Consider the following 20,829-nt stretch of genomic DNA (forward strand, 5'->3'; position numbering starts at 1 on the left):
AATTTGAATTATTCGATGCGTAGTTGAAGTTTCTGACCGCAGATGAATACCGGCTTGATTGAGCGCTCTTGTGTTTGTAACCGGGGTACAACACAAAAAGCAGAACGCCCGCATCAGCGGACGTTCAGGAGCAAGTGGGGGAGATGATTATTCTTCTTCGTCGCGCAGCGGAACAATCAGCATATCAACGTGAACGGTGTTGATCAGCTGACGTGCGGAAGACATCAGTTTGCTCCAGAAGTCCTGGTGGTGACCACAAACAACCAGGTCCATATCGTATTTCTTGATCGCATCAACCAGAACCTGACCCAAATCGCCGCTGCCGCTAAGGGTTTCAGTGATTGGGTATCCTGCGTTGGTGGAGAGTTCGGTCAATGCATGGTGAGTCTCTTCGGAAATGCGTTTTTGCATGTCACCCAGATTTACATCAATAAGTCCGGTGTATAGGTCAGAGTAGTTTACATCTACGTGGATCAGAGAAACTTTCGCATTGTAGGGGCGAGCCATAGAGACTGCTTTCTCTACCAGAACTTTGCTTTCCGGGGAGAGATCGACCGCGATGAGAATGTGTTTATAAGCCATAGTGTTACTCCTTCCATAAAGTTGTCGATGACTGGCCAGCTAGCGTTTCTTGTGCCGTTACGTCACCCGCGTCCTACGAACTACGTGCGCGGGGCTAACCCAGCCGTAAAGATTCAGTGAAAAGACCACCCTTACCTTATAGCGACCTGGATGATCCGTCAATCCGCCTTGCTTACCAATCAGATAATCAAATTTTCTACATGAATGTATTGATAGTGGTTAACCTTATGGAAAAAAAACAACCTAATCTCCTACACTATCTATAGAGCCGCTCGGATGTTCGTCATCACAAAAGCGGTTTCTCCAGGACCTGGTGTTAACTGATTGGCAGCGTATCGGGAGCGGTAGCCCCGGAGGGGAACTCCGCGGGCAGGTCGCCGGGGAGGGGGTATGATAAGCACCGTCGCATTATTTTGGGCTTTATGTGTCGTTTGCATTGTTAACATGGCGCGCTATTTCTCATCACTACGCGCGTTGTTAGTGGTACTGCGTAATTGCGATCCATTGCTCTATCAATATGTTGATGGAGGGGGCTTTTTTACCTCACATGGCCAACCCAACAAACAGGTGCGTCTCGTTTGGTATATCTATGCCCAACGTTATCGCGATCATCACGATGATGAGTTTATCCGTCGCTGTGAGCGCGTGCGTCGTCAGTTTATTCTGACCAGCGCATTGTGTGGCCTGGTGGTGGTAAGCCTGATTGCGTTGATGATTTGGCATTAAGCTCCACGGTAATAACGCATAAAAAAAGCGGGCCAGTAAACTGACCCGCTCGTTTTTATGCGTGCGATTACAGGAACTGCAAGGAGAGCCAGTACAGCCCACCGGAAAGCAGTACCGCGGCTGGAAGGGTAAACACCCAGGCCATCAGAATGCTGGTCACGGTTTTACGCTGTAAGCCGCCGCCGTCAACCACCATCGTCCCCGCTACGGAAGAGGAGAGTACGTGAGTGGTGGAAACCGGCATCCCGGTATAACTCGCCAGGCCGATGGACACTGCCGCCGTCATCTGAGCAGACATCCCCTGAGCGTAGGTCATGCCTTTCTTACCGATTTTCTCACCGATAGTGGTCGCCACACGACGCCAACCAATCATCGTACCGATACCTAACGCCAGCGCGACCGCCATGATGATCCACACCGGAGCATACTCGATGGTACTTAGCATATCGGACTTCAGTTTCTTCAACAGACGCTGATCGTCAGCATTTACGCCAGGCAATTTCACCACTTTGTCGATGGTGTCAGAAACGCACAGCATAATGCGGCGCATCTGGCTACGTTGGTCAAGCGACAGCTTGTCGTAGCTTTCCACATCGGCAGTCAGCATGCCTTTCAGGCGGTTGAGTGCGTTAATGGTATTTGACGGATGGCAGTGGAACTCCGCAGGTTGTGTTGCACCTGCTTCCGGAGCCGGCACTAACTGATCAGCACCGGTCGCCTGTTTAAGCAGCGCAGGATGCTGCTCAAAGTAAGCTTCCACATTGTTGATGGCATCACGGGTACGGGTGATTTCGTAGCCAGTGGCATTCATATTCACCACGAAGCCCGCTGGTGCGACGCCAATCAGCACCAACATAACCAGACCAATGCCTTTCTGACCATCGTTCGCGCCGTGAGAGAACGCCACGCCGATAGCGGAAAGGATCAGCGCGATACGCGTCCAGAACGGCGGCTTTTTCTTACCGTCTTTCTTTTCACGCTCCGCTGGGGTCAGGTGGATACGGGCGCGTTTCTTGGTGCCGCTCCAGTAGCGACGCAGCAAGAAAATCAGACCGCCAGCAAACACCAGGCCGACAATAGGGGAAACGATCAGAGATGCGAAAATACTTAATACTTTCGGGATATTGAGTGCATCCACCACTGACGTACCGGTCATCAACGCATTGGTTAAACCAATACCGATGATCGCGCCAATCAGCGTATGGGAGCTGGATGCAGGTAAACCAAAGTACCAGGTACCCAGGTTCCAGATAATCGCTGCCAGCAACATAGAGAACACCATGGCAAGACCATGGGACGATCCCATATTAAGCAGCAGGTCCGTCGGCAGCATATGCACAATGGCATAGGCAACACTAAGACCACCCAGCAAAACACCCAGGAAGTTGAACACTGCCGCCATAACCACAGCGAGCTGAGAACGCATCGCGCGGGTATAGATGACAGTTGCCACGGCGTTGGCTGTGTCATGGAAACCATTGATGGCTTCGTAGAACAGCACAAAAGCCAGTGCAAGCAATAATAACAGCCCGGTATGCAAATCCAGGCCAGCAAACAAATGTAGCATAGGACGTTACGCCATTTTGAGGACATGAACGCGGCGCATTATCAGTGACTTTCGCGGCGCGGGCAAAGTGAAATATAGATTTTTTTGATTTGCCTCCTGTATGAATTTCGCGCAAAAAATAATTATCTTATATAATTCAGATAAATACTTCCCCTAAGTAATATTGACGCTGGTGCGGCCACTGAGGAATCTTTACAATTCACGCCCATTTTTTCTAAGAGGAGCGCAACGTGGAAAGGTTTGATGCCATTATTATAGGCGCTGGTGCGGCGGGTATGTTCTGTTCTGCGCTGGCAGGTCAGGCAGGACGCCGGGTTCTGCTGATCGATAATGGTAAAAAACCAGGGCGCAAAATCCTCATGTCTGGCGGTGGGCGCTGCAACTTTACCAACCTTTATGTCGAACCAGGTGCCTATCTGAGCCAAAATCCACATTTTTGTAAGTCTGCACTCGCGCGTTTTACCCAGTGGGATTTCATTGATCTGGTCAATAAACACGGCATCGGCTGGCACGAGAAAACGTTAGGGCAACTCTTCTGTGATGACTCCGCTCAGCAGATTGTCGACATGCTGGTGGCTGAGTGTGAGAAGGGCAATGTGACATTCCGACTTCGCAGTGAAGTATTGAGTGTCAGTCGTGGTGAAGATGGATTCATCATTGAACTAAACGGTGCCAGCGTGGCGGCAGATAAATTAGTTATCGCCAGCGGTGGGCTTTCGATGCCTGGTCTTGGTGCCTCGCCATTGGGTTATAAAATTGCCGAGCAATTTGGTCTTAAGGTATTGCCGACCCGTGCCGGGCTGGTGCCATTTACCTTACATAAGCCATTACTCGAACAACTACACGTTCTGGCAGGCGTTTCGGTGCCATCCGTTATCACGGCGGAAAACGGCAAAGTCTTTCGTGAAAATCTTCTCTTTACCCACCGTGGCCTTTCCGGTCCGGCAGTGCTACAAATTTCCAGTTACTGGCAACCCGGTGAGTTTGTAACAGTTAACTTATTGCCCGATATCGATGTCGATGCGTTTCTCAATGAGCAACGCCAGGCGCATCCGAATCAAAGCCTGAAAAATACGCTGGCGATTCATCTGCCAAAACGTCTGGTAGAGTGCCTGCAACAGTTGGGGCAAATCCCGGATGTGGCTTTAAAGCAGTTGAATGTTCGTCAGCAGCAGGCGCTTATCCCCACGCTCACCGAATGGCGTGTACAGCCAAATGGTACGGAAGGTTACCGTACCGCTGAAGTTACCCTTGGCGGTGTGGATACTAACGAACTCTCATCACGGACAATGGAAGCACGTAAAGTGCCGGGTTTGTACTTTATTGGTGAAGTCATGGATGTGACTGGCTGGCTTGGTGGCTATAACTTCCAGTGGGCCTGGTCGAGTGCCTGGGCCTGTGCGCAGGATTTGGTAGCAAAATAAGCCTTGTGGTATAGGGCTATGGCGTCGTGAAGTGCCTGCCATAGCCGCTCAACGTGGTTTACCCACGGTGTAGCATCAATATGGCAGTCAGCCTGCGAACGTGCTTTTTGTCATGATGTTTAACGCTCTCGTAACGCTTCTCTGGCCCGATTGAACGGTTTGATTAAATAGTCGACGATGGTTTTTTCGCCGGTTTTGATGTCTACCGTGGCGATCATCCCCGGCACGATGGAAAAGCGTCGTCCCAACTTGTTTTGCAGGTAATCCTGGTGGGTGCGGATAAACACGCGGTAGTAGAAGATTTCTGGTTTTACTTCATCCTGGATGGTGTCGGGTGAGATGGTTTCCACTACCCCTTCAAGACCACCGTAGATGGCGTAATCCCAGGCGGTGATTTTGACCAGTGCTCTCTGTCCGGGGTGAATAAAGGCGATATCGCGCGGTGAGAGGCGCGTTTCAATCAGCAGGCGATCGTCGACGGGGACAATTTCCATCATCTCACCGTTGGGGGGAATGACGCCGCCAATGGTGGTGACTTTGATGTTTTTGACGATGCCACGCATGGGAGAGCGCACGGTGAGGCGGGTGACGGAATCCTCACGGCCTTTAATAATTGCTGAGAGCATTTCCACTTCGGCATTCGCTTTCGATAAGGCTTCGCGTGCCTGAACGTAATATTGCGCGCGCAAGTCAGTGATTTTTAATCCTAAATCGCTTTTTTGTCGTTGCAGGCGTAGCACTTCAACATGGCTGGCGGCACCGCTTTTTTGTAGCCGCTGGGTGATTTGCAACTCTTTATTGACCGAAACCAGGGCTTCCCGCAGTTCGGCTTCGGTGTCTGCCAGTTGCGCACGGCGGCTTTTATACAGGCGAGTTTCAGAGGCGAGCAGTTCTGGCCAGTTGTTGAGCGAGGCCGGGAAAGTGAGCGGTAAATCGTTCACTTCAGCGGTCAAACGCGCACTGGAAGCCAGAGAGGCACGATATTTTGCTGCGCTTTCTCCGACATTTGATTGTGAGCGAGTCGGATCGAGGCGAGCCACGACTTGATTCGCCTCTACCCGGTCGCCTTCACGGACGGTGAGCTCTGCCAGAATACCGCCATCCAGCGATTGCAAAATTTGCTCGCGGGAGCTGGGGATCACTTTTCCATTGCCGGTGGAGACTTCATCGACTTTACCAAACCAGGCCCAGACGCCAAGGATGGCAAACAACAGCGTGCAGAGAAAAATAATCCGGCTGGCCCCGGAAAACTCGCGCTCGCGGCGGATATCCAGATCTTCCATTGCAGTATCATGCGGACTGGTTTTCATTCTTCCACTCCTTTGCGTTTGCCCGGCTGCCGCTGAGTGCCTGTGCTTTCGGTGCGTCCATCACCAGTTGCCCTTCTTTTAGCACCACTACGCGCTCAACCAGTTCAAGAATCGGCACCCGATGAGTTGCAACGATGAGCGTGCGGTTGCCAAGCCAGGGGATCATCCGCTGGATAAACTCCCGCTCGGTATGCTCATCCAGCGCGGCGCTGGGTTCATCCAGCAGGACAATGTTTGGCGATCGCAATAACATACGTGCCAGTAGAATCGACTGCCGCTGCCCACCCGATAAGCCATTACCGCCTTCCATCACCGGGTGATCCAGCCCTTTTGCCAGCCGCTTAACAAACGTTGCGCCGCCGCTTATCTCCAGCGCCTCGAAGAGCTGCGCATCGCTGGCATGTGGAGCGCCAAGCGTTAAATTTTCCCGCAGCGTGCCATAAAACAGGCGGGCGTTCTGGCTGAGGAAGCCTATGTTGCGGCGTAAATCCGCCATATCGATTTGCGACAAACTGAGACAATCAAGACGGACATCCCCTTCAACCAGCTCCATGCCGCCTGCCAGCGCCTGTAATAGCGTTGATTTTCCGGCACCGTTACGACCGAGGATTGCAAGCCTCTCGCCGGGCCTGATTTCCAGATGTGAGATCCGAAGTGGAATGCGTTGATCTTCATGGTGGTAGCGAAACTGCGCATTCTCAAAAACATAGTGACCGTGGAAGATTTCCTGATGCACCCGGTTTTCGTCGCCTCCGGTTTCACTGGGTAGTTGCATAATGCTGTCGAGTCCCGTTTTGGCTGCTTTGACCTGCTGCCAGCGGGCCAGCACGCCGCAGAGATTTGCCATCGGCGCAATCATCCGCGAACCGAGCATTGATGCCGCCACCACGGCTCCGGTGGTCAGGGTGCCATCAATCACCATTGGCGCGCCGAACATAATTACCGCCGCGTAAACCAGGCTTTGAACCGACATCCCCCAGTTGATTAACCCCTGCGTCAGTCGGCGGGTGCGTAAGCCAGACTCGCCCGTGATACGGATGTAACTGTTCCATTGCTGCAAAAAACGGTTTTCTGCCTGCATCAGTTTGATATCTTCCAGCCCCTGTACGCTCTCGACCAGCACGGCATTGCGCAACGTTGCTTCGTGCGCCGCCTGATTCGCCAGTACGGCCAGTTTTTTCTGCAACAAAAGCCCTGGCAAAATCATCAGCAAGGCTGCGACCGGGGCGATCCACGCCAGCGGTGGGGCGATAATCGCCAGCACGATGATAAACAAGAAGAAAAATGGCAGATCGACAATGGTCGAAAGCGTGGAGGAGGTGATCATCTCGCGGATCTGTTCCAGCTCGCGCAGTTGGGAAATAAAGCTGCCGGTGGAGCGGGGGATGGCGCTGTTTCGTAGCCGCAGGGCGTGGCTGAATACGCGGTCGGAAATACGCATATCGGCGCGTTTGCCGAGCACATCCATAATGTGAGTACGCGCTTCGCGCAGCAAAAAGCCAAATATCACTGCGACCAGCACGCCCAGCGAGAGCACATACAGCGTGGGATAAGATTGCGCGGGGATCACCCGATCGTACACCTGCATGGAAAAGACGATCCCGGCCAGCGAAAGAACATTAATCAAAAATGCGGCAATCATCACCGGCAGATACGGGCGAACATCCTGCATCACCAGTTCGCGCATCCAGTCGGGCTTAAAGCGGGAAATATAGCTGTCGACGCGACGGTCTTTCAGTGCCGAGAGCGGGCGCAGTGCCGTGAGGGTGCCGATCTCCGGTAATAGCTGGCTGAGAGTGAGGCGGTTGCGTTGGCCTTCTTCTTCGCCTGTGATAAACACATCCAGCGCATCTTCACCGTTAAAGTTTTCGATAACAATCAGTTGCCCATTTTTTAACTCAGCCACCAGCGGTAAGCGCCACTGATTAAAATCGGGATTGTCTGCCTCGAGAAGATGAAAGGAGAGGCCGCCCTGGCGCGCCAGCTGGGTCAGGGCCTGCGTTTTATTTTTCCCGGCAAACCACGGAGCGTTAGCCTGAATCGCTCCCGGTGAGCAGGCGATGCGGTAATGGCTGGCAGTATGGCTGATGGCTCGCGCCCACTGGCTGAGGACGCGTTCATCACAAACCTGGTTAAACGGCGGCGCGGTGCGGGTCATGGCTGGATCTCCACGGACTGAATGCGGCGGTTGTTGAGGGCAAATGCCTGACGCAGCGTGCCGGTGTTATACAGGCAGTTCAGTTGCAACTGCCGAAGCTGGCTCTGGATTTGCAGTTCTGCAAAACGAGCCTGATACACTTCCTGCTCGGCGTTGAGCACATCCAGCAACGGGCGCGAACCGAGATCGAGATATTGCTGTTGATACAGTTCGCGCGTGCGTTCGCTGAGCTGTTGCTGGCGGCGCAGAATTTGTAACGCGCTGGCGAGGCTCATTGACTGGCTGCGTGAATCCAGCAGTTTTCGCCGCACCTCAAGGCGGGTGCGTTGAATTGCCGATTGTGCCGATTCCACTGCGTGGCTGGCGGCGTTACGCCGCGCGGTCAGCCCGCCGCCCTGATAGATGGGCATCTCCACTTTGACCATCGCGGTATATTGCGTTTTATCGAGCACATCGTGGCTGGGGTATTTGTCGTTGAGATAGTGCTGAACGGACGGTTCCAGCGAGATGGTGGGCGTCATTTGCGCATTGGCGTAATCGAGATTAGCCTGCGCTACATTTGCCTGCGCCCAGGCCGCTAACACGGCGGGGACTAAGCGATCGTCGGGTTTGGCTTGCTCACAGCTACCGTCCAGTTTTTGGGGGAAATCATTGCTGATGGCGTTGAGCGAGTTCCAGCCAAGCATACTCATCAGCGAGGCTTTAGCGCTGTCGAGATCGGCTTGATACTGTGCCAGTTGCGAGCGTGCCGCCTCGATTCGCGCATCGGTTTGCACCACGTCAGACATCGATGTGGCGCCTTCATCGTTGCGCTGCCGGGTCAGTTTGCCGATACCGTTAAGCGCAACCAGTTGTTCTTCCGCTGTTTCGACCATCTGCTGCGCCGCCTGCACCTGTACAATGGCGTTTGCCGTTTCATGCGCCACGCTATCAATACTCAACAACACGTTGGCCTGCTCTTCGGCAGCGCCTGCGCTTTCGGCGCGCACCTGGCTTGCGACTTTGCCGAAGTCATAGAGCATTTGGGAGATCGACAACACCAGCGCGGGGCTGTAACCGTGATCGAGATAGGTATTGCTGTAGCCGTTGTTCACCCCGGCGCTAATCTGTGGGTAGTATTTTGCTTTCGCCACTTCAATCTGTTCATTTTGCGACAGTAATTTGCCGACGGCTTCGCTGATTGAAGGATGCCAGTTCACTGCACGATCGACCGCCTCATTAAGCGTTAATGTTCCTGGCGCTGCCGGGCTGAGCGGTAATTGCGCCGCCGAGCCATCGAGAGCGGGTAGCATCTGGTCTGCGGCGAGGGTTTCAGAGGAGATCGGTAGTTCTTGTGCATTGAGACGCCCGCAACTGAGCGCCAATGTCACTAATGCCGCGACGCAGGCCATTTTTCCCATAACTATCCCTTTGAAAATCAAAATAACTACCGTTGCCCCGGCGGTCATCGCCTCCGGGGCTGTTTCGCGTTTTTGTCAGGTCACAATGTGATTTTGTTGAATTAACTCATCGAGCGTGGTGGTGACGTTCTCCAGGGTCACGAGGTTGGTTGAGTTGAAGGTGGCGCCGCTGCCGTCGCGGTCAATGGCGATCACCGTGTTGCTGCCGTTGCTGGTGACGCTGAGATAGTTGCCAAGGGTTGCGTTATCGCCGTTCCAGCCGACTAACAGATCGCCAATATCGATCTTGTCGCCCTGTGCCAGCGAGAAGTTGCTCCAGCTATCCGTGGTGCCGTTCCCGCCGGTGGCATCGGTGGTATTGAGTAGCTCATAGATCAACGTATCGCCGTAGGCGCTGCCGATAACGCGGTCGGCTTCGGCGGTGCTGACCACCTGCGGGTTCATCTCAATGGTTAGCGTGGCGCTGTCGCTGTGCCCGTTTTGGTCATTGAGGGTGTAGGTGAAGGTCTCCTTCGAGGTGATGTTAGCCAGTGAAACGCCGCTGTTGAGTTGGTAGGTGTAGTTCCCGTCCAGCCCCATAGTCAGTACGCCGTACTTACCGTTGATGGTGGCGGTTGCCTCACTGCCGCTCTGGGGATCAAGCGTTGCACTACTGCCGCCCGCGCCAGTGACCGTGAGAAGGGTATGGACGCTGGCAATATGGTCATCGTCATAAATATTGCCCGTGACACTGTTGCTGCCGCTGGTTTCGAAGTTATCCAGATCGACCAGCGTGCCGCGCAGACTCGGGGTAACGGTGATTTGGCCTACGCCTAACGCGCCGACATTACCCACATAATGCAGCTGATAGTTACCCGCATGTAAGTCAATGCCGGTCAATGGAATATCGAGATTGCCGCCGAGCAGCAGGCCACCATTAAACGAACCGGCAGTTACCTGAGCGCCATTACTGTCAAGCAGAGTCCAGTTAACGGTTAAACCGCCCAGCGATAAGAGTGAGGAGACATTAAAGTGCAACACTGCGTTATGGACGGCGGTTCCGGCGGCGACTTCAATGATTCCGCTACCGGAACCAGATGTGGCGGATAACAGTTTTGCCGCCCACGAGGCATTCCCCACGCTGTTATCCGTAAAGCTCTGCGAGGTATCCTGCAATGTGGTGACCGGCATCAGACTGCTGGTGTCATTCACCGCATCCAGCGGCTGTGGCGTGGCGGTGATATTCAGCGAGGCGCTGCTGGTATCGCCGTTCGGCGCGGTTACTGTGTAAACAAAGCTGTCTGGCGTTTTAATGCTGTCTGCGCCAATACCGCTACGCAGGGTATAGCTGTAATTCCCGGCAGCGTCGATGGTCAGCGTGCCATATTGCCCTTCAATTTCCGTGGTGCCCGTCGCCGCAATCGCCACGCCATTGACGGCGGTAACGACCGTACCTGCTGGCGCCGAGTCGTTAGTCAGAATCTCTCCCTGAGTGGTTCCGGCAAGCGAACTGACGGCGTAGCTGTGATCGGCCTGAATATCGAGATTATAAAACGTCGCCAGCGCCAGACCGCCGGAGGAGTTGAGCAGGAACAGATAGTCACCGCCCGGTAGCGTGACGGTTAACGGCGTTGAGCCACCGCCCAACAGTGCCGTGACCCAGCGTGGTTCTACCCGGTATTGTTCATACTGTTGAATGGCATCGTTAAAGCGATAGATGTAGAGATCAAAACCGCCAAGGGTCACGCCAAGAACGCTTGCCTGAACCGTAATGGTGCGGGTTTCGCCCTCCTCAACGTTGAAAATAATGGGATCGGTCAGCCCTTCCACCAGGCTGACATCCAGCAGATTGCCAAGGCCTACGCTTGCAAGCGTAAAGCCCGTTTGATCCGACGGGCCGTTGTCGGTTGCACTCACCTGGGTATTAAAGATGAGTGAGGCGCTGTCATCGGCGGCGGTGACGCTACCCGGTGCTGGCGCGTCTCCCAGCGTCACGACCAGTTTCGCTGAGGACTGAGCGCCATCGTGGCTGAGTGTGTAGGTGAAACTTTCGCTACGCCCATAAACCGATGCCGAGGTATTGGTCAGTGTATAGGTGTAGCTCCCGTCCTGGTTAATATGCAGGAAGCCGAATTGCCCCTGCACATCTATACCGCCGGAAGGTACAGTAATCACATTACCGGTAGCATCGGTGACAGATGTCACTAAGGTTCCGGCAGGGGCGTTATCCTGACCATTGCCGGGATCGATATCGGTAATCACGTTGCCGGTATCGGTTAATTCGCCGGTAAGCGTTCCTGCGCTGGTTTTCGCCAGCGAAACATCCAGACTGGTATACGCGCCGGTTGCCAGCAGGCTGGTGTTATAGCTAACGACCCGATAATCGCCACCGGAGAGACCGTCGTAGTTGAGCGTAACGCCCGATGCGCCGAGAGTGAGCAAATCAGCAAACTGCGGTTTGGCGGTATCGACAATGGTGACCCAGGCGTTGAGTTCGGTATCAAAACGCTGAATGACAATCTCCATTGTGCTTAACAACGACAGCACCACGCCGGTTGCGGCGGCATTGATGGTGATAGCGCCGCTACCGCCTTCATCAATACTGAAATTCACCGCTGCGGTGTCGGTGCCCAGCACATCTGCGACCGTTCCCAGGGCATTAACCAGCAGGAAACCGTAATCGCTATGGTGTTCATTGGTAATGCTGGCGTTGGTTTGCAGCGCCAGGTTAATCACGTTGTCTTCAGCCAGCAGTGGCACTATCGGTGCGGTTACTGAAATGGCCGGAGAGCTGTTGCCCGCCGCATCCGTTGCGCTTACCGAAAGCACTTCGCCGTCTATTTGCCGCACCGGCAGCGTTACGCTGTAAACACCGTTGTTATTCGCCGTCGCCGTGACAGTTGTACCACCCGGTAAGGTGATGGTGACGGTGCTTCCCGCTTCGGCAATACCGTTGATGGTGCTGCCATCGGCACTCATTTGCGCCGTGGGAGAGGGCGGTGGTGTGGTATCAACCACAATGGTGGTTTCCAGCGACATACCGCTGGTATTACCTGCGGCATCGGTCGCAGAAATCGCAAACGCATGTGACCCCTGGGCTAAATCTTCCGCTGGGGTGTAAGTCCAGTTCCCGTCCTCATCCGCCGTCACGCTGGTGATTAGGGTGTCGTTGTCATAAATATTGATGGTGGCGTTCGCTTCGGCGGTTCCGCTGAGTTCAGGGCGCGCGTCGTTGGTGGCTTGCCCGTTAGCCAACGGCCCATTAAAGACGCCCCCGGCCACATCATCCACAACAGACGAAAGTGTGGGTACGGCGGGCAGTACGGTGTCCACCGTCAGGGTAAAGTCTGGCGATGCTGGGCTGGTATTACCGGCGCTGTCAGTGGCGGTGACGGTCAGCGTATGGAAGCCCTCGCCCAGCGGTGTTTGCGGCGTTAAGCTCCAGTTGCCCTGAGCGTTGACCATGGTGGTGCCAATTGCGACGCCATCGCTGAGAACCGTGATGGTTGCGCCCACTTCCCCGGTGCCGCTGAGCGCCGGGCGGGTTTCATTGGTGGTTTGACCGTTGGCGATGGTGCCTGTCACCGGCGTGGTATGATCCTGCACTGTCACAAGCGTTGGCGCCAGCGGTGCCATGGAATCCAGCTTAATCGTGAATGGCGTTGATTCTCCGCCTGTATTCCCGGCGCTATCCGTTGCTGCCACCGTAAAGCGATGCTCGCCCTGATCCAGCGCCTCATCAGGCGTAAAGCTCCAGTTGCCGTCATCGTCGGCACGGGTGGTGCCAATTTCCGTACCATTATCAAAAATAGTAATAGTGGCGTTGGCTTCAGCTGTGCCGTTCAGGGTGGGTTGCGCGTCGTTAGTGAGCTGCCCGTTATTGAGTTGGCTGCTGCCTGGCTGGTCATCAATCACCGTGGTAATGACCGGGATGGCAGGTGGCAGTGTATCGACCACCAGTTCAAACGCAGAGGTGGGATTGCTGACGTTACCCGCCGCGTCGGTGACCGTCGCGGTCAGCGCATGGAAGCCCTCACCCAGCGGTGTCGTGGGGGTGTAGTTCCAGTTGCCATTTTCATCGGCTGTGGTCGTGCCAATGACAGCGCCGTTATCGCGGATGGTCACCAGCGCATTGGCAGCCGTAGTACCCTCAAGGGTAGGGGTGTTGTCGTTGGTAATCTGCCCGGAGGTCAGAACTTGCTCGCTGCCGACGTTATCGGTTACCGAATTAATCAGCGGGGCGTCTGGTAACGTTGTCGTAATGGTAATGGTGTATTGCGCGGAAGGATCGCTCAGGTTACCCGCGCCGTCGCTGGCGCGGACAGTAAACGTATGGTCGCCTTCCCCCGGCGTCGTTTGCGGCGTAAAGCGCCAGTTGCCGTCACTATCGGCGCTGGTGGTGCCTATTTCTGCGCCGTTGTCATAAATAGTGATAAGGGCGTTCGCTTCCGCCGTGCCGTTCAGCGTCGGCAGCGGATCGTTCGTTGCCTCGCCATTAGCGACCGTACCGATATCTGGCGAAACGTCATCCGTAATGCTGGTGATCGTTGGCGCAACGGGCGCGACGGTATCAATGGTGATGGCATAATTGGGTGATTGACCGCTACTGCCATCGCTGGTGAGCTGCGAGGCGGTAAAGTTGTAAGTGCCGCCCTCGCTCAGCGGCTCGGTTAGCTGGTAGCTCCAGTTGCCGCTGCCATCGGCGGTGACCGTGGTCAGCTCATCACCATTTTGATAAATCGTCACCACAGCTCCCGCTTCGGCGGTTCCCCGCAGTAGCGGCAGCGTATCGTTAGTGGTGCTTCCGTTGCCGGTAACGCCCAGACCTGGCGCCACATCATCAACCACTTCAAGCGTAGGCGGTAACGGCAGGCCCGAGTTTGACGCAGTAAACGGTGTGCCTGGCCCCAGGTTGCCTGCCGCATCCTGTGCGATAGCAATCAGGGCCGCGCCAGAGGTTTGTGCCGGAGAGAGCGTAACGCTGTATTCGCCGGTTGTGGCATTAGCCACGGCGCTGCCGAGCACGGTGTCGCCGCTATAGATAATTACCGTACTGCCTGCTTCTGCCACACCGCTGATTCTGGTGCCATCGTCGGCGACAAAGGTCACTTCTGGCGCATCAGGCGCTACGGTATCAAGATTGAGCGTGACGGGTGTTGCCGACGAAATGGCATTACCGTTGCTGTCCTGGGCTATGAAGGTGAGGGCGTTTACACCGTTCGTTAATGGAACATCCACCGACCAGGTGCCATTTTCCCCGACGGTAACCGTCGCCACGGGAACGGCCCCATTATTGTTATAAATCGCAATAGTCGAGCCGGGGATCCCGCTGCCGCTCACTGTTGGCGAGGTATCGTTGGTCAGGCCGCCATTGGTTAACGGCCCGGTAATTGCCGCCACATCATCCTCAATATCGGTTACCAGTAGCGGCGTGGTATTCACGCTAAACGATACGCTGTTGGAATCGCCGCTGGGGTTGCCTGCCGCATCGGTCGCTCTGGCGGTCAGCGTGTAGCTACCATTGGTCAGCGGGGTTGTTGGGGTAATACTCCACTGACCCTCGGTCACCGTGGCTGTGCCGATAACCGTAGTGCCATTGTATAAGGTGATTGTTGTGCCATCGATGCCGCGACCATTGATGGTCGGCGTGTTGTCGTCGGTGATCGCCCCGTTTGCCAGATTGCCCGTGTAGGTGCCCGCATTATCATTGACAGTATCAATGGTCGGTGCAGCAGGTGGGGTGAGATCGATATTGAGCGAAATTGCCGTCGACGGCTCGCTGATATTGCCCGCCGGATCGGTTGCCGTGATGGTTATCTGATAGCTGCCCTCAGGAAGTTCAGTTTGTGGGGTAAAGCTCCAGTTGCCGTCAGCATCGACGATTGCCGTTCCCAGCGGCGTGGTGTTGTCATCAAGATAAACCGAAATGACATCACCTGCGGTGCCCGTGCCGCTAAAGGTTGGTGTGGTGTCGTTGGTATTGCCATTAGTGACAACACCGGTGACCGGATCGCGATTGTCGCTGATTATCGGCGCACCTGGCTGCGTCGGCGGCGTGTTATCAACATTGAGCGTGAAGCCAGGCGACAGGATACCCGTGTTACCTGCGACGTCAGTTGCCGTGGTGGTGAAAATATGCTGCCCCTCGTCAAGGGCCTCTGGCGGCGTGAAGCTCCATGTGCCGTCAGTCTGAACGACGGCTGTGCCAATTTCTGTGTCGTTATCGTAAACAGTGATGGTCGCGCCAGGTTCACCGCTGCCGGTGAGCTCTGGCGATGTGCTTTTTGTACTGCCGCCATTATTGAGAGAGTGTGAGGTATCGCCGACAAGCCCTTCGGCCGCCAGAATCACTGGCGCGGGTGGCGGCGTGGTATCGATGGTCAGAATAAAGGTGCCAGCATTGCTGGCCGTTCCGGCGGCGTTGGTGGCGATGGCTGTCAGCGTATGGGAACCTTCGCTCAACGGTTGAGTCAGTTGATAACTCCAGTTGCCGCCCGCCGGAACGGCAAAGGTGGCGATGGGGATATCGCCATCATACAGCGTGATGCTCGTCCCTTCCGGGCCTGTACCGTTCAGCACCGGTAGATTGTCATCCGAACGGCTTTCGGTCAGGAGATTGCCCTGAATGCTACCGACATCATCCGTCGCGGTGGCAATGGTCGGTGCGTCGGGTTTCGAGGTATCAACGTTGATGGTGATAACGGCAGGCTGTGCGGTGCTGTTGCCTGCTGCGTCGAGTGAAGTAACCGTTAACCGATGTTCGCCAGGGGTAAATGCCTGATTAGCTGCGACAGCGTAACTCCAGGAGCCAGACGTGCCGATAAGTACAGTGGTTAACAGGATGCCATTATCATAGAGGCTTACCAGCGAGCCGGGTTCGCCCGTTCCTGAAATGGTCGGGCGGGTATCGTCGGTTGCCCCATTGTTATTTGCCACGTTGCCGGTAATCGAACCGACATCATCATTCACCAGTGTAATGGTTGGGGCCGTGGGGGCCACGCTATCGACAAATAAACTCCAGGTAGTGCTGCCACTGGTGTTATTGCTGGCATCGCTGGCGGTAAAGCTCAGGGTGTGACTTCCCTGAGCGAGTGCCGTTGTCGGTGTCCATAACCAGTTGCCGTCGCCATCGGCGGTGACCGTTGTCAGCAAGGTGCCGTTATCATAAATCTTCACCAGCGAGCCAGCCGCCGCAGTGCCACTGATTTGCGGTTTATCGTCGTTGGTCAGGCCGCCGTTTGAGATAGCGCCGATATTGCCTGCAACATCGTCGGTAATTTGGGTAATAACTGGCGCGGGCGGAGCGGTGAGATCCGGTGCCGTCGCCGTGGTTCCCGGCCCGGTATTGCCGCTACTGTCGGTAGCGCTGGCCTCAACGGTTTCGCCATCAGTTAACGCAGGCGTCAACGCAACGGTGAAATTGCCATTAATATCGGCCATCGCTTCACCGAGGTCATTACCCTCACTGTCTTTAATATGGACCGTGCTGCCAGGTTCAGCAGTACCGCTCACAGAGGTACCATCAATCGCGACCAGAACATTTTCCGGCGCGGCAGGCGCGGTAGTATCTGCAATCGTGGGTGCGGTAGCGGATGAGCCAGGGCTGTTATTACCCACAGGATCGGTTGCCACAGCCGTCAGCGTATCGCCAGTGGTCTGGTTAGGGAACAGCGGAACGGTGAAATTACCGTTGCCATCCGCTTGCGCATCGCCCAGTTTATTGCCGCTGCTGTCGGTAATAGTCACGGTACTGCCAGGTTCGGCAGTGCCGCTTACAGAGGTGCCGTTTTCTGCCACTAAGACATTTTCCGGGGCAGCAGGGGCGGTTGTGTCGGGAGCTGTCACACCTGTGGGGGTACCGATATTTCCTGCAGGGTCGGTGGCGATAATAGTCAGTATTTCCCCATTCGTCTGAGGCGGGGTAATGGGAATGTTAAATTTGCCGTCTGAGTTTGCGATGCCGCTTCCCACGGTATCGCCATTGCTATCGACAATTACTACGGTGTTACCCGGTTCGGTAGTACCGGAAACTATTGTACCTTCGCTGTTAACTGTTGGATTAGTGACTGCCGAGGGGGGCGTGGTATCGACGTTAAACGGAGGAACAGTCGTTGCCGAGCTGACGTTCCCGTCAGCATCGGTCTGGGTAATTGTCAGATTATGTTCGCCTTCGCCTAACGGGGTGTTCGGGGTAAAACTCCAGGTACCGTTACTGGCGACTTCTGTTTTACCCAGTAGTACGCCATTACTGTCATAAACAGAAATGATATTACCCGCAGTGCCTCTACCGCTCAGGGTCGGTGTAGCGTCATCGGTAACGCCATTGGCAGGCACTGTTCCTGTAATCGAACCCGTATTATCTGTAATGCCAGTTATCTCCGGAGCACTGGGAGGCGTCGTGCCATTTCCATCATCTGATCCTCCCTCGCCAGGAAAACCGTTTCCCGGATCACCACCGTCATCAGTTCCACCATCCCCACCGCCAGGATTACCGTTGCCCGGATCATCATGATGAGAGCTTCCACCGCCGCCACCACTGCTGGCTGCTATTGCCACACCTCCTGCGACCGCTGCGCCACCCAGAAGCCACGGCCAAACCGCTCCCCCTTCATGGCTGCTTTCACCAGACATGAGCGGTGTTAAATCATCAATGGGCTGAAAATGAAATGCACCGTCGGTATCCTGTACCCACCACAGCGTCCCGTTATCCTCTTGCAGAACAAGCTGACTGGCCCCCTGATCGTTGGTTACGTAAAAGTTTTTTAAAACAATTGTTTCACCAGAATGGAGAGTAATAACCAGATCCTGGTTTACCCGCGCCAGTTTGCTGATTTCATCGCGAGAGACCGCAAGTTTAATAATGGACGGTGCATTAAGGTTAATTTCAGAAGCCTGAACATCGCTGGAAACACCCGTCAATTTTGAGACAACAGTAAGCTGCTGCATTTCTTCACTCCTGATGATCTTTGCTCTCGTAGTAGCTGTTTTCAACTAACCCAGGTCTAAATTTCAGACGAGCGATTACATACATCATCCTGGATGAATTTCTTTAGACACTATTAATTACGGGCGGCGCAGAGAGCTGGATTTTATTTTGTAAGTCCTGTCTTATTTTGATGGACTAGTTCTTTTGTATTAGATGATATAGTCAGAAAGATAGATTTATGCAAATTTTGCACTATAAAATTAATGTTAAATATAAAAGATAGCGTTGCACCATTACGTAAAAGAGTAATGATTTCAGTTGGTAAACAATATTCCTTCGATGAAGGCACTGATGACTTTTTAATCCAATTAAACAAGACGTGAGAAGATATATTTTCGGTCAGACGCTTTGTTCCTGGCTACATAAGATCGCTAATTATCCCCAAATGAATTGTGGAATACAAAATCCGATAAGTAATCCTGTGATTGTATGCTCTGCATCATCTTATAAAACATTTGTTATGACGGGCATAACCAGAAGATATACTCTAAATAATTCGAGTTGCAGGACAAAACACCAGGGGCGTTTTGAACAACGCTTGAGTTGGCCCTGAAAGGGCGAGGCCGAAGGCCGAGTAACGCGGCAAGTGAGTGACTCCCCCAGGAGCTTACATAAGTAAGTGACTGGGGTGAACGAACGCAGACGCAGCACATGCAACTTGAAGTATGACGAGTATAGAGACTGTTAACACATAGCGTAATGTGTACTTCACTTTATGTTGTATAGCTAAACAGACGCAATGGTAAAACTTTAAAGTCTTTTCCTGATTTAAGGGCACAGTTTTATTGGTTCTACACAGTAGCAAAATAAGCCTTGTGGCAATTACTGGCATCATTGCCAGTGTTAATCACCTTTATTGAAGGAACTTCGAATCACCTGACTGATGGTAAGTATTAATGTGTTCGCCGGGTTGGCTTAATAGCATAATCCGGCGGCAGATATTATTTTTTTGCAGAACCTGCTTCTAATATAGAAACGATGGAAAAGAGTGTAAAACACACTGCACCTAAACCAACCAGAACTCGCGAAGGAATAAAATAAGCCATATCGGTTTGCGCAATTTCAGCAAGGAACGCTGCGAGGAACAGGCAAAACAGACAGGTAAATACCGGAATCATGGGGATTCTATTGGCTAACGAACAGGTGCGTCGCCATACCAGCGCCAACAACCACACTTTGGAGAAAATACTGTAGCAGATCATCCCCAGACAAATGAGAATAATGCCGGGGGCCAGACGGGCGCTTGCATCTGAACTGATTAATACGTAGATACCCTGAATAACAGTAAGTGAGCCGAGCAAAATAACCCAATAGCACCACAGCCAATGCTCTTTCACTGAGAACGTATTCTGCGTTTGATGGACAATAGTGGCGACAAGGCCAATAAGGCAAGCGCAAATTGCCGTTAATCCCAATAGCACATGGCCTGCAACATAATGTGGTGTGATATCAGCGCTACGTAACAGCGCGACTGACCAAATGAAACCAAAGAGAGTAAGCAGAACGGGAACGGCAATTAAGCAGTTACCGATTGTTGAAGAATAAGCCTGCAACGGCGTACCATCACTCTTACTGCCCGAGGCGTTTTTGGGGATCAGCAGAAAATGGCCGGAAGACGCCGCCACGGTGGATACACAAGCAGCAATCATCCCAACACCAAAAATAACATGCCCGGCAACAAACTCATCGGCCATGACATTATCGCTTGCCAACAGTGACCATCCCCAAATCATAGTTATTGCAGAACCGGCATAACCAATAATAGGAAATAACGTGTTGTAGAACTTATTCACGCCGTGAGTTAACTGAGAGATAATAATAAATGCGGTAGTGAATAACGCCAGACAGATTGCAGAAAGCGAAATAAGTACATGCCCCGCCACAAAATACTCACTTTGCCCGGAACCTGCTAATACAAAATCACCCAATGCAATACATATTATCCCCATAATTAAAGGGATTAATTTAAATAGCCATCCGATATATATATTCATTTTAAACTCCATGTGTACTTTCTGCTAATATAAGAAAGCGTATCAGTAGTATTTTTAGTCAGTTAAATATAACAATCAGATACCACTAATTGTAAAAAGTAACTTTACTATAGTCGGATTTAGTGTTCTGGGTATCAAGTTTTAGATGTGAGTTAACGCTACTAAATAAATATTTATCCTACGATAAATTCTGAATTAATATATTATTTTTTTAAATGACCTTGTTCGAGACTGCTTTATTTAATACATAAGCCTTTATCATCTTTTCAAAAAATTATTTCACATTCGGTAAATATTTTCACCTCGGGCGATAATAACGCTATGTGATAGTCATCGGGTTTTCTGTTACGGAAACCTGTGCAGCAGTACCTGAGAACCTGTGCAGAAGATTTTTGGTTAAAAAACGCTATCGGACAGAAGAACATCGCGATGTATCACAAGCTGATGGTAATCAAATAGACAACATGAATATAACTGTTAGTATTTAATTGATTTCACTTATGAGTATGCGTGTTTCATTTACGGCCAGGAATGCTGATGATGACAACATTACTACCCGTTTTCACCAGACCTTCCCCCGTTGGCGCTCAGTTTGCTGCGCCCTGGCCGCCTTTGCCGTTTCCTTCTTATCCCGGATGGAATAATTCGCTGAACGTCGTTCGGTGGCAGTTGTAACACGCGTCGATTGCTTACAGGGATTATG

The 20,829-nt window shown here is 53.1% G+C and carries 9 protein-coding genes and 1 pseudogene; 3 read left to right on the forward strand and 7 right to left on the reverse strand.

Annotated features, from left to right (window positions below; translation table 11 throughout):
• Nucleotides 1-147 precede the first annotated feature (147 nt).
• Complete coding sequence (gene uspA, locus D9742_RS00105) at nucleotides 148-582, reverse strand: universal stress protein UspA (RefSeq protein WP_000323571.1); 435 nt, start codon at nucleotides 580-582, stop codon at nucleotides 148-150.
• Nucleotides 583-972: 390 nt separating this feature from the next.
• Between uspA and uspB the strand changes: the two genes are divergently transcribed.
• The gene (uspB, locus tag D9742_RS00110) at nucleotides 973-1,308 is read left to right on the forward strand and encodes a universal stress protein UspB (protein ID WP_000626187.1); all 336 of its coding nucleotides are present in this window, start codon (nucleotides 973-975) and stop codon (nucleotides 1,306-1,308) included.
• Between the two features lie 67 nt (nucleotides 1,309-1,375).
• Here uspB and pitA read toward each other — a convergent pair whose 3' ends face one another.
• A complete protein-coding gene (gene pitA / locus D9742_RS00115; RefSeq protein ID WP_130235595.1) occupies nucleotides 1,376-2,875 on the reverse strand; it encodes an inorganic phosphate transporter PitA in 1,500 nt (499 codons plus the stop codon).
• 230 nt (nucleotides 2,876-3,105) lie between these two features.
• On the opposite strand from pitA, the gene D9742_RS00120 reads away from it, so the two are divergent.
• Complete coding sequence (locus D9742_RS00120; RefSeq protein WP_130235596.1) at nucleotides 3,106-4,299, forward strand: NAD(P)/FAD-dependent oxidoreductase; 1,194 nt, start codon at nucleotides 3,106-3,108, stop codon at nucleotides 4,297-4,299.
• Nucleotides 4,300-4,418: 119 nt separating this feature from the next.
• Here D9742_RS00120 and D9742_RS00125 read toward each other — a convergent pair whose 3' ends face one another.
• The 5 genes from D9742_RS00125 to D9742_RS00145 form a co-directional block, all read right to left on the reverse strand.
• Nucleotides 4,419-5,582 carry an HlyD family efflux transporter periplasmic adaptor subunit gene (locus tag D9742_RS00125; protein ID WP_130235699.1) on the reverse strand — a complete coding sequence of 388 codons (1,164 nt, stop codon included), beginning with the start codon at nucleotides 5,580-5,582 and terminating at the stop codon, nucleotides 4,419-4,421.
• Nucleotides 5,583-5,589: 7 nt separating this feature from the next.
• The gene (locus D9742_RS00130) at nucleotides 5,590-7,767 is read right to left on the reverse strand and encodes a type I secretion system permease/ATPase (protein WP_130235597.1); all 2,178 of its coding nucleotides are present in this window, start codon (nucleotides 7,765-7,767) and stop codon (nucleotides 5,590-5,592) included.
• Nucleotides 7,764-9,167, reverse strand: a complete 1,404-nt coding sequence (locus D9742_RS00135; protein WP_130235598.1) for a TolC family outer membrane protein — start codon at nucleotides 9,165-9,167, stop codon at nucleotides 7,764-7,766. The genes D9742_RS00130 and D9742_RS00135 overlap by 4 nt, the downstream gene beginning before the upstream one ends.
• Before the next feature lie 75 nt (nucleotides 9,168-9,242).
• A complete protein-coding gene (locus tag D9742_RS00140; protein WP_130235599.1) occupies nucleotides 9,243-18,092 on the reverse strand; it encodes a BapA/Bap/LapF family large adhesin in 8,850 nt (2,949 codons plus the stop codon).
• Between the two features lie 981 nt (nucleotides 18,093-19,073).
• On the reverse strand, nucleotides 19,074-20,126 hold the full coding sequence (locus tag D9742_RS00145; protein WP_130235600.1) for a DUF2776 family protein: 1,053 nt from the start codon (nucleotides 20,124-20,126) through the stop codon (nucleotides 19,074-19,076).
• A gap of 537 nt (nucleotides 20,127-20,663) precedes the next feature.
• On the opposite strand from D9742_RS00145, the pseudogene D9742_RS23090 reads away from it, so the two are divergent.
• A pseudogene (locus tag D9742_RS23090) lies at nucleotides 20,664-20,778 on the forward strand (hypothetical protein).
• Nucleotides 20,779-20,829 lie beyond the last annotated feature (51 nt).

Origin of the sequence: Escherichia sp. E1V33, from assembly GCF_004211955.1 — a bacterium.
Classification (GTDB): domain Bacteria; phylum Pseudomonadota; class Gammaproteobacteria; order Enterobacterales; family Enterobacteriaceae; genus Escherichia.